We start from the raw sequence: 9,319 nt of genomic DNA on the forward strand, positions 1-9,319 counted from the left end.
GCTTCAAGCTCAGAAGGGCGATCCTTGCCACAACGTCGAGATTCCGGGTTCGCTCGCTTCGCGAGCGCCCCGGAATGACCTGCTTTCGGATAGGTCATCCTCTCTCCGCGTCATTCCGGGGCGCGCGGAGCGCGGGCCCGGAATCCATACTCACGGTGGATGCGGTGAGGGCGCGGCGTTGCATCGCTGCGGCAGAATACAAACGACGGTGGTTATGGATTCCGGGCCTGCGCGCCGGTGGCGCGCATCCCGGAATGACGCGGGGAGAGGACGTCGTGTCGCGGTGCTCTGGAGGTGCGGGGCTCCCCTCCCCCCGCGTCGCTGCCCCGCATTGACAGGGGCGCGCGACGCGACTGAGACTTCGCGTATGGCTTATTTCTGGGTTCTGATCGCGATCGTGGTGACCGGCGGGGTGGCGGCGATCGTCAACGACAGCGCTTATGGCGGCGCGCTGTTCGACTCCTCGACCGTGGTCGGCGTCGCGATGCTGTCGGCGCTGACGCTGTTCATCGGCCGCGGCCTACTGCGCCGGACTAGCACCAGCCAATGGCTCAACCATGCGCTGATCTGGGCCGCGATCGTGCTCGCGGTGGCGGTGGCGTATCGGCTGTGGCCGATGCTGAGCTGAGCGGGCGGCTGGAAGCGGCCATCGATCTTTGCAGCTCGGCGGGATCGCCGGCTTCACCGGCTTTCGCGAACGCCGCGGAATGACCGGGTGCGCGCAAGAAGATTTGACGCCGCGCAAGGACGCTTTCGGCGCGGCGCTTCTCAATGCGGTGGGGAGGGCTAGCTGATGGGTTTGCTCCGTCTCGACCGGCGCGATGATGGCTGACGCTTCGCCATTGTACCGCCTGCTGTATGTCAGCGAGAATCGGATCGCAGGTGCCGTCGCGGATGTCGCCCGCGAGATCGAGGCGATCCTGGATGCCTCCCGCCGCCACAATGATGCGCTCGGAATCACCGGGGCGCTGATCTTCAATTGCGGCTTCTTCGCCCAGGTGCTGGAAGGACCGCGCGACGCGGTGGAACTGATCTTCGAGGTGATCTGCAAGGATCCGCGCCACAACAAGATCCAGGTGATCAGCGCCGGCGAGGTCGAGGCCCGCGAATTCCCGCACTGGACGATGGCCTATATCGGCCGCTCGCCGAGCTGGGAGAAGGCGCTCGGCTGGATCAAGGACGACACCCACTTCGCACCCGACGAACGCTGCGACCGGCTGTTCAAAATCGTGATGGAAATGGCCTACGATTCGGAGCTGTCGCCCGACCGAAGTTTCTCGGAGTCCAGCCGGAGCTGAGCGCGCGGTCCCTCACCCGCGCGGGCTCTGCGCCCGCAGATAGTTCAGCATCCACTGCGCGGCGGGGCCGAGCGGGCGGGCGGCCAGATGCGCGGCGGCCATCTCCAGCTGGGCGGTGCGGCCGGCGAATTCGACCGGCTGGATCAGCTTCAGCCGGCCGGCTGCGACATCGTCCGCCACCAGATGGGTCGGCATGCTGCCCCAGCCGAGCCCGGCCAGCAGCATCGCGTGCTTGGTGCCGAGATCGGCCAGCCGCCAGGTTTGCGTCGACAGCACGCCGTAGTCGCGACCTTCCGTCAGCGCCGAGCGGTCGGTGAGCACGAGCTGGACATGGCGGCGCAGCACGTCGGTCGGAATCGGCCCCTCGATCGCGGCGAGCGGGTGATCCTGCGCCACCACCGGCAACAGCTGCACGGTGGACAGCGGATAGCGCTTCAGCTCGGGCTGATCGGTGAACGGCTCCGGCACCAGGCCGATCACGCAGGTGCCGTTCAGCACCAGCTCGGCCGAGGCGCCGAGCGACTGCACGAAGATCCGCGGCGGCACGGTGGGGAAGGCGTCGGTGAAGGCGCGCAGCGCCGCGACCATCCGCGGCATCGGGAACATCGAGTCCAGCACCAGGGTCAGTTCCGGCTCGAGGCCGCCGGCCAGGCTGTGGGCCTGATCGCGAAACGCCGCGGCCTCCTCGGCGATCCGCCGCGCCCGCGCCAGCAGCGCGCGGCCGGCCTCGGTCAGCGCCGGGCGATAGCCGGAGCGATCGAACAGCGCGACGCCGATCTGCTGCTCCAGCCTCTGCACCCCGTAGGTGACGGCCGACTGTGCCCGCCGCAGCTTGCGGGCGGCGCCAGAGAAGCTGCCTTCGTCCGCCACCGTGAGCAGGAGCTGGATCTGGTCGAGGGTCAGGCCGTCGTTCATCATCGAAATTCTAGATGAAGATCAGCAAAACTTCATCTCTTTCTTCAGGTGGCAGCCGCTCTTAAGTGAGACGGACTGCCAAACTGGAGGATACCCATGATCCAACGACGCCTGCTGTTTCCGATCCTGGCCGCCGCGCTGGCCGTCGCGCCCGCCGCCTTCGCCGAGACCGCCCCCAAGGCCGGCGCCAAGATCCAGGCGGCCAAGACCGAGCCGGTGAAGGTCGAGAGCGGCACCTATGCGATCGACCCCGACCACACCCAGGTCGGCTTCGTGGTGTCGCATATGGGCTTCTCGGAATTCCGCGGCCGGTTCGGTGACGTCTCCGGCACGTTGCAGCTCGACGGCGCCAACCCAGCCAAAAGCAGCTTCGACATCAAGCTGCCGACCGCCTCGGTGAACACCCCGATCGACAAGCTGACCACCGAGCTGACGGCCGCCGACTGGCTCGACGCCAAGGCAAATCCGGAGATCCGCTTCACCTCGCAGGCGGTCACCGTGACCGGGCCGCGCCAGGCCAAGGTGACCGGCGAGCTGACGCTGCACGGCGTCACCAAGAAAGTGACGCTCGATGCCCGGCTGCACGGCGCCGGCGTCAATCCGCTGAACAAGAAGGTGACGGTCGGCTTCGATCTCACCGGCACGATCAAGCGCAGCGAGTTCGGCGTGACGAAATATGTGCCGCTGATCAGCGACGAGGTCGGCCTCGAGATCAGCGCCGCGTTCGAAAAGCAGAACTGATCGTTTTCGACTTTCCGCGCTCGCCGCATCCGGCGGCGGGCGCATCTCCCCTTGCCCTTGCAAAGAAACCATCCATGAGCACTGCGCTGCCCGCCCCCCACCTCGACCAGCTGTTCGTCCAGGCCCGCACCCACAACGCCTGGACCAGCAAGCCGGTGACCGACGACACCATCCACGCGCTGTACGACCTTCTGAAATGGGCGCCGACCGCGGCCAACAGCAATCCGGGCCGCTTCGTGTTCGTGCGCAGCACTGACGCCAAGGCGCGGCTCTTGAAGAGCGTCGCGCCCGGCAATGTCGACAAGGTGAAGGACGCGCCGTGCTGCGTGATCGTCGCCTACGACAGCGAATTCCACGACCTGCTGCCGCAGCTGTTTCCGGCGCGCGACATGCGCAGCGGCTTCGTCGGCAAGCCGGAGCTGATCACCGAGACCGCCAAGCGCAACTCGGCGCTGCAGGGCGCCTACATGATCCTCGCCGCCCGCGCACTCGGGCTCGACGCCGGGCCGATGTCGGGCTTCGATTCCGCCGCGCTCGACGCCGAGTTCTTCCCCGACGGCCGCTGGAAGTCGAACTTCCTGTGCAACATCGGCTATGGCGACGCCGACAAGCTGTTTCCGCGCAACCCGCGGCTCGCCTTCGAGGACGCCTGCCGCGTGCTGTGACGTCGGCTGAGCCACGACTTCAAATCAGGGAGATCGCGACGATGCCCCGTCAACCCTCCATCTTCCTGTCGCACGGCGGCGGCCCCTGCTTCTGGATGGAGCCGCCGCGCAGGTTCGGCCCGCACGCCTATGACGGCCTGCGCGCCTATCTGTCCGGCGTGCTGGCCTCGCTGCCGGCGCGGCCGCGCGCGATCCTGATGGTGTCGGGCCATTGGGAGGCGGCGCTGCCGACCGTCAGCACCGCCGCCGCGCCATCGATGCTGTTCGATTACTACGGCTTTCCCGAACACACCTACCGGCTGAGCTATCCGGCGCCGGGCGATCCGGCGCTGGCCGCGCGGGTGCAGGCGCTGCTCGGCGACGCCGGCATCGCCACCGCGACCGATGCGGCGCGCGGCTTCGACCACGGCGTGTTCGTGCCGATGCTGATCGTCGATCCGGAAGCGCAGATTCCGGTGGTGATGCTGTCGCTGCAGCACGATCTCGACCCCGCGCAGCACCTGGCGATCGGCGCCGCGCTGGCGCCGCTCCGCGACGACAACGTGCTGATCATCGGCAGCGGCAACAGCTTCCACAACCTCACCACCTTCTTCGACGGTCAGGTGGCGGAATCGGAAGCGTTCGACCATTGGCTGACGGAAGCCGCGACCGCGCCGGATGCGGCGCTCCGCAACGACCGCCTGGCGCAGTGGGCCAGCGCCCCCGGCGCCCGCGCCTGCCATCCGCGCGAAGAACATCTGATCCCGCTGATGGTCACCGCCGGCGCCGCCGGCCCCGATCCCGGCCGCCGTGTGTTCCACGACGCCATCGGCAACAAGCGCATCTCCGGCTACGCGTTCGGGTGACGCACCGAGTCATTCCGGGGCGCGCGCGTCAGCGCGTGACCCCGGAATCTCGATGCAGGCAAATAACAACTGTCCGTCATCGCCCGCGCAGGCGGGCGAGCCAGTATTCCAGAGCGTCCGTGCCGATCACCAGCTCTCTGGGATACTGGATCCCCGCTTGCGCGGGGATGACGTCAGAAGCGAGCGGTCGCCCATGATGGACGGCTTCGCGCGTAAGCAGAACACTGCGAGATTCCGGGCCTGCGTGCTGTCGCACGCATCCCGGAATGACGACGGGTGGAGAGGCGCGCGCGTGGCTCCCCCGAGTCATTCCGGGGCGCTCGCGACAGCGAGCGAACCCGGAATCTCGATGCAGGCAAATAACAACTGTCCGTCATCGCCCGCGATGGGTTTCGCCTGCGGCTCAACCCATCCTACGAAGTACTACCCACCCCGCGACGCCCACACATGTGCGCCCCAGGCGCCCTTGTGCGCGGGCGGGGTGCCGAGATAGTGCAGCGTCGGCATCTCGTCGAAGATCCGGCGCTCGCGCGGGTTCTTGTAGATCACGTAATACTCGGCGCGGCGCAGCCTCGCCAGATTGTCGCGCACCCGCGCCATGATCTGTTTGCCGAACGGGTTGAACAGATACAGCACGAACGGCTGGTCCTGGAATGCGTAAGCGCCGGCGTCGCCGTGGACGATCGAGATGCTGTCAAAGCCGGCCGCTGCGACGTTGGTCTTCGCGGTCTGCGCCAGCTCGTCGGCGAACTCGACGCCGATGCAGGATTTGAAGCCGAGCTCGGCCGCGACGATCAGCATCCGGCCCTTGCCGCAACCGAGATCGACGAAGCGATAGAACCGCGGATCGAGCCCGATGAACGCCACCGCGTCGCTGAGCACCGACGGATCGCTGGCCTGATAGCGCTCGCCGAAGCGGCGGCTGTCGTGGTCGATGGTCAGCCCGTGCAGTTCGACGGTGGAGCGGGTATCGGTGCCGTATTTGGCGTCCCAGTCGACCGCGGTCCCCCCGTCGCGCCCGGTGAGCAGGTCCAGCAGCTTCGAAAACGACATCGCCTCGCCTCCCGGGTCGTCAGCGTTTGGTCGATCTTGCGCAGGCCCGCGGCGGCGCTACGCTAATCGGCAGGCGATGGGATGTCGCTTGATTTCGCGCAAATCGCGAGGCGCGCGGGCGATCAACCTCGGGGAGTTCATGCCGAAGCCAAGCGACAGCGCGCGAGCCTTGCGCGATGCCGACGGCTGGACCGCGATCGGCGGCCAGGCCGGCTCCAATGTCGGCGGCCTCTGTGCCGATGACGACGGCCGCGCCTGGTACGTCAAAACCCCGCCGAGCGACGATCATGCCCGCAGCGAGGTGCTGGCCAATCGGCTGTACCGGCTCGCCGGCACCAGCGTCGCCGAGATCGAACTGGTGCGGCGCGGCGGCGGGCTTGCGGTGGCGAGTGCGATGCTGCGCGGCGCCTCGCTCGGCGAGGCGCTGGCCTATCCAGAGAACGGCGTCGCCGCCGAGGTGTGCCGCGATTTCGCGGTCGATGCCTGGCTGGCCAATCGCGACGTGCTCGGCACCGACCTCGACAACGTGCTGGTGACGCGCGACGGCGGCGTGGTGCGGATCGACCAGGGCGGCGCGCTGGCCTACCGGGCCCGCGGCGCGCGCAAGACCGATTTCGGCGCCGAGGCGACCGAATTCGACACGCTGCGCGATGCCCGCGCCAATGCGGTGGCGGCCGGCGTGTTCGGCGCGATGAGCCGGCCCGCGCTCGCCGCGTCCGTCGCCAAGGTGGCGCGGCTGACGGAGCCTGCGATCTCTGCGGTGGTCCGCGAGGTGCTCGGCGACAGCGAGGATGCACGTGCGCTGACGGCGCTGCTGCTGGCGCGGCGCGACGATCTGATCCGCCGGGTTACTGCCTGCGGCGCGGCGATCACCCGCGTCCGCGCGTTCGACACCATGGAGGAGTGATGGCGCCGCTGCGCACCAGCCAGACCCATCCGCTGCAGATCGCCGAAGTCCGCGCCGGGCCTGACCATGGCCGCATCGGCATCACCTTCTGCCCCGGCAAGCACGACGCTTCGGCGCTGACCGGCGGCTGGGCGCGCGATCTTGCCGCCGATCTCGACGCGATCCAGAGCTGGGGGGCGCGGCTGGTGATCACGCTGGTCGAGCCGCGCGAATTGATGCTGCTGCAAGTGCCGGAGCTCGGCCTTGAGGTGGAGCGCCGCGCGATGCAATGGCTGCATCTGCCGATCCCGGACTATCACCCGCCGACGGCGGAATTCGAACGGCGCTGGGACACCGAGGGCCGGCTGATCCGGCAGCGGCTGCGCGCCGGCGACGACGTGCTGGTGCATTGCAAGGGCGGGCTCGGCCGCGCCGGCATGATCGCGGCGCGGCTGCTGGTCGAGCTCGGCGTGCCGGCGACCGAGGCGATCGCGCAGGTGCGGGCCGCGCGCGGCCGCGGCGCGATCGAGACCCGCGCTCAGCAGGCGGTGGTCGAGCGGGCGCAGCCGATTCCGTGAGCGACGTGCGCGGCGCGATCCGCCGCAGCGGCGTTTTTCCGCAGCACGCGACCGGGTCAAAGACGCGGTGCGCCCGCTGCGGTTAGATCGGACAGCTTCAGGCGCGAGCCGCGCCGCAACTGGATTGCTGCCGATGAACGACCTGCCAACCCCCGCCCCGCCGATGCCGCTGATCCGCAAGGGCTTCCGGCTGATCGAGAACGTCTTCCTGCTGCTGATCGGCAGCTTCGCCGTGGTGGCGATGGCGCAGGAAGTCTACGAGACCGTACTGAACGTCCGCGTCACGCTGAAAGAGCTGCTGCTGATGTTCATCTATGTCGAAGTGATCGCGATGGTCGCGGTGTATTACGAAAGCAAGAAGATCCCGATCACGCTGCCGATGTTCATCGCCATCACGGCGATCTCGCGGCTGTTGATCCTGCAGGGCAAGGACCAGCCGCCGGCGAACCTGCTGTACGAGAGCGGCGCCATCCTGATCCTGGCGGTCGCCTGCGCGGTGATCTCGTATCGGCCGCCGCGGCTTGGCGGCCATGAACAGAGCCACGGTCGCTCGCACCAAGGACCGAACCACCAAGGCTAGCAGCCGGCCACCCGGCGGTGCCGCAATGCTGATTTGCCGTCTTTTCCCACCCCGTCACGCTGTTCGCGGACGCGGTGTCCGGCATGAACCGGACAGCAGTCCGTGTCATGTCAAGTTGACAAGGGAGGGTGTCACGATAATGTGACCGAGCGAGAGAACGATGTGAACTGCACGCCGCCGGACGATGGGTGGCACGGGCACAAAGGTCTCAGCCGGGACCAATGGTCAGCGGGTTGGTGCGGCAGCCTCGAGGGGGTGGTCGCGGACAGCCCAGGCGGATCAGCCGTCCCGGTCGCTGCTAGCAGCACTGATGCGTGCCACCGCACGCAATGATCGAAGTCTCTCAGGAGGTTTTTACAATGGCAGACGATCCGAACAAGGTCTGGCCGACCGGTCTGACGATCGCGGAGTCGGAAGAGCTCCACAAGCATGTGATCGACGGCACGCGCATCTTCGGCGCGATCGCCATCGTCGCGCATTTCCTGGCGTATGTTTATTCGCCCTGGCTGCACTAAGGAGTATCGAACATGAATCAAGGTCGTATTTGGACCGTCGTGAACCCGGGCGTCGGCCTGCCGCTGCTGCTCGGCAGCGTCACCGTGATCGCGATCCTGGTGCACTATGCTGTTCTCAGCAACACCACCTGGTTCCCGAAGTACTGGAATGGCGCCACCGTCGCCGCTCCGGCCGTTGCCGCTCCGGCTCCGGCTGCTCCGGCCGCCAAGAAGTAAGCTTCTTACTTCTACGAAGCTGACAAGACGCCCGTCGTTGCCCCTCGTGCGGGGGCACCGGCGGGTGTTTTGTTTGGGCGGTGCGCAACCGCCGCAGCGATGTGATGCGTCGCGCTGCACCGAGGCCTGCACGGCGGCCTCCTGCGCGACCTGCCCCGCCACGACTCGCGGCGGTTGAAATTCACACGCCCCCTTGCGCGATCGATCGCGCGCCAGTGCCGAAACGGTGATGCGGCACACTCCCTGCAGTTTGGATTTACTCGAAATCGGGAAGCGCCGCACGCGCGCGTGCGAATCGCATTTGTGCCTGAACCGCAACGGTTTTTCGCTTCATGACAGCTTCGTAAGGTCACGGAAAAATCGCCTCCGTCATTGCAACTTCATCGCCGCTCCGCACTTGGGCCGCAATGGTCCGACATGGTTCGCCCGCAACTGAAGGAGGTCACGATGACTGCCAACGAACCGCCGAAATTCGATCCCGATTACGTCGCGACGCTGCGCGAAGTGCTCGATATCGCGGTCGAGCAGATCGCTGCGGAGCACCGCACGCCGGCCACCAAAGCCATGATGGCGCAAATCATCGTGCAGAACGCGGCGCGCGGCGTCACCGATGCACACATCCTGGTCGACGACGCGGTCCGCGCCGGCGCCAGCGGCGCGCCGTAGTCCGCTGCGCCCACCATGCTCCTCGCATGCGCCGCGGTCGCCCGCGGCGCATTTTGATTCGGGAGACACGAGGCACGTCGAAAGCCGCGCACACTCCTCACCATCCGCCGTCATTCCGGAAGGCGTGCGACAGCACGCAGACCCGGAAGTTCGCAGTGTTCTGCGGGGCGCGCGAAGCTGTCCTTCCTGGGCAACCGCTCGCTTCTGACGTCATCCCCGCGCAAGCGGGGATCCAGTATTGCGGGGCGCTGGTGATTGACACGAAGGCTCTGGAGTACTGGGTCGCCCGCCTGCGCGGGCGATGACGGGCGTTTTTTTGTCTGCGTCGAGATTCCGGGTTCACGCGCTGACGCGCGTGCCC

The 9,319-nt window shown here is 67.4% G+C and carries 13 protein-coding genes; 11 read left to right on the plus strand and 2 right to left on the minus strand.

All coding sequences use genetic code 11. The features are described from left to right. Positions 1 to 367: 367 nt before the first annotated feature. Positions 368 to 628, plus strand: coding sequence for a hypothetical protein (locus DNX69_RS12505; protein WP_234826958.1), 261 nt, complete (start codon positions 368 to 370; stop codon positions 626 to 628). A 196-nt stretch (positions 629 to 824) separates the two neighbouring features. Continuing rightward, on the plus strand, positions 825 to 1,298 hold the full coding sequence (locus DNX69_RS12510) for a BLUF domain-containing protein (protein ID WP_110786337.1): 474 nt from the start codon (positions 825 to 827) through the stop codon (positions 1,296 to 1,298). A 12-nt stretch (positions 1,299 to 1,310) separates the two neighbouring features. On the opposite strand, the gene DNX69_RS12515 is transcribed toward DNX69_RS12510, so the two are convergent. Continuing rightward, a complete protein-coding gene (locus tag DNX69_RS12515; protein ID WP_234826959.1) occupies positions 1,311 to 2,213 on the minus strand; it encodes a LysR family transcriptional regulator in 903 nt (300 codons plus the stop codon). 96 nt (positions 2,214 to 2,309) lie between these two features. Between DNX69_RS12515 and DNX69_RS12520 the strand changes: the two genes are divergently transcribed. From DNX69_RS12520 to DNX69_RS12530, 3 genes are all read left to right on the plus strand, one after another. Then, positions 2,310 to 2,954, plus strand: coding sequence for a YceI family protein (locus tag DNX69_RS12520; RefSeq protein WP_110786330.1), 645 nt, complete (start codon positions 2,310 to 2,312; stop codon positions 2,952 to 2,954). Positions 2,955 to 3,028: 74 nt separating this feature from the next. Continuing rightward, positions 3,029 to 3,619 carry a malonic semialdehyde reductase gene (locus DNX69_RS12525; RefSeq protein ID WP_110786331.1) on the plus strand — a complete coding sequence of 197 codons (591 nt, stop codon included), beginning with the start codon at positions 3,029 to 3,031 and terminating at the stop codon, positions 3,617 to 3,619. A gap of 41 nt (positions 3,620 to 3,660) precedes the next feature. Then, positions 3,661 to 4,464, plus strand: coding sequence for a DODA-type extradiol aromatic ring-opening family dioxygenase (locus DNX69_RS12530; RefSeq protein ID WP_110786332.1), 804 nt, complete (start codon positions 3,661 to 3,663; stop codon positions 4,462 to 4,464). 423 nt (positions 4,465 to 4,887) lie between these two features. Here the strand turns inward: DNX69_RS12530 and DNX69_RS12535 are convergent, their stop codons facing one another. After that, positions 4,888 to 5,517 (minus strand): class I SAM-dependent methyltransferase, encoded by a 630-nt coding sequence (locus tag DNX69_RS12535; RefSeq protein ID WP_110786333.1) that lies wholly within the window; start codon positions 5,515 to 5,517, stop codon positions 4,888 to 4,890. Between the two features lie 139 nt (positions 5,518 to 5,656). On the opposite strand from DNX69_RS12535, the gene DNX69_RS12540 reads away from it, so the two are divergent. The 6 genes from DNX69_RS12540 to DNX69_RS12565 all read left to right on the plus strand — a co-directional run bounded on the left by DNX69_RS12540 (position 5,657) and on the right by DNX69_RS12565 (position 8,958). Further along, the gene (locus DNX69_RS12540) at positions 5,657 to 6,424 is read left to right on the plus strand and encodes a type III effector HopAG1 (protein WP_110786338.1); all 768 of its coding nucleotides are present in this window, start codon (positions 5,657 to 5,659) and stop codon (positions 6,422 to 6,424) included. Further along, a complete protein-coding gene (locus DNX69_RS12545; protein WP_110786334.1) occupies positions 6,424 to 6,981 on the plus strand; it encodes a cyclin-dependent kinase inhibitor 3 family protein in 558 nt (185 codons plus the stop codon). The genes DNX69_RS12540 and DNX69_RS12545 overlap by 1 nt, the downstream gene beginning before the upstream one ends. A gap of 133 nt (positions 6,982 to 7,114) precedes the next feature. Beyond that, entirely contained in the window at positions 7,115 to 7,561 is a 447-nt protein-coding gene (locus DNX69_RS12550; RefSeq protein ID WP_110786339.1) for a phosphate-starvation-inducible protein PsiE, read from the plus strand. Positions 7,562 to 7,920: 359 nt separating this feature from the next. After that, positions 7,921 to 8,076, plus strand: coding sequence for a light-harvesting antenna LH1, beta subunit (gene pufB, locus DNX69_RS12555; RefSeq protein WP_011157052.1), 156 nt, complete (start codon positions 7,921 to 7,923; stop codon positions 8,074 to 8,076). Positions 8,077 to 8,088: 12 nt separating this feature from the next. Next, positions 8,089 to 8,292, plus strand: coding sequence for a light-harvesting protein (locus DNX69_RS12560; protein WP_110786335.1), 204 nt, complete (start codon positions 8,089 to 8,091; stop codon positions 8,290 to 8,292). Positions 8,293 to 8,739: 447 nt separating this feature from the next. Next, the gene (locus tag DNX69_RS12565) at positions 8,740 to 8,958 is read left to right on the plus strand and encodes a hypothetical protein (RefSeq protein ID WP_110786340.1); all 219 of its coding nucleotides are present in this window, start codon (positions 8,740 to 8,742) and stop codon (positions 8,956 to 8,958) included. Positions 8,959 to 9,319: the final 361 nt, after the last annotated feature.

Origin of the sequence: Rhodopseudomonas palustris (genome assembly GCF_003226555.1) — a bacterium.
Taxonomy (GTDB): Bacteria; Pseudomonadota; Alphaproteobacteria; order Rhizobiales; family Xanthobacteraceae; genus Rhodopseudomonas; species Rhodopseudomonas palustris_I.

Coding starts and splice junctions, on each gene's coding strand:
- DNX69_RS12540 (WP_110786338.1), top strand. CDS start 5,657: ATGCCGAAGCCAAGCGACAGCGCGCGAGCCTTGCGCGATGCCGACGGC.
- DNX69_RS12520 (WP_110786330.1), top strand. CDS start 2,310: ATGATCCAACGACGCCTGCTGTTTCCGATCCTGGCCGCCGCGCTGGCC.
- DNX69_RS12525 (WP_110786331.1), top strand. CDS start 3,029: ATGAGCACTGCGCTGCCCGCCCCCCACCTCGACCAGCTGTTCGTCCAG.
- DNX69_RS12510 (WP_110786337.1), top strand. CDS start 825: ATGGCTGACGCTTCGCCATTGTACCGCCTGCTGTATGTCAGCGAGAAT.
- DNX69_RS12550 (WP_110786339.1), top strand. CDS start 7,115: ATGAACGACCTGCCAACCCCCGCCCCGCCGATGCCGCTGATCCGCAAG.
- pufB (WP_011157052.1), top strand. CDS start 7,921: ATGGCAGACGATCCGAACAAGGTCTGGCCGACCGGTCTGACGATCGCG.
- DNX69_RS12505 (WP_234826958.1), top strand. CDS start 368: ATGGCTTATTTCTGGGTTCTGATCGCGATCGTGGTGACCGGCGGGGTG.
- DNX69_RS12515 (WP_234826959.1), bottom strand. CDS start 2,213: ATGAACGACGGCCTGACCCTCGACCAGATCCAGCTCCTGCTCACGGTG.
- DNX69_RS12530 (WP_110786332.1), top strand. CDS start 3,661: ATGCCCCGTCAACCCTCCATCTTCCTGTCGCACGGCGGCGGCCCCTGC.
- DNX69_RS12560 (WP_110786335.1), top strand. CDS start 8,089: ATGAATCAAGGTCGTATTTGGACCGTCGTGAACCCGGGCGTCGGCCTG.
- DNX69_RS12565 (WP_110786340.1), top strand. CDS start 8,740: ATGACTGCCAACGAACCGCCGAAATTCGATCCCGATTACGTCGCGACG.
- DNX69_RS12535 (WP_110786333.1), bottom strand. CDS start 5,517: ATGTCGTTTTCGAAGCTGCTGGACCTGCTCACCGGGCGCGACGGGGGG.
- DNX69_RS12545 (WP_110786334.1), top strand. CDS start 6,424: ATGGCGCCGCTGCGCACCAGCCAGACCCATCCGCTGCAGATCGCCGAA.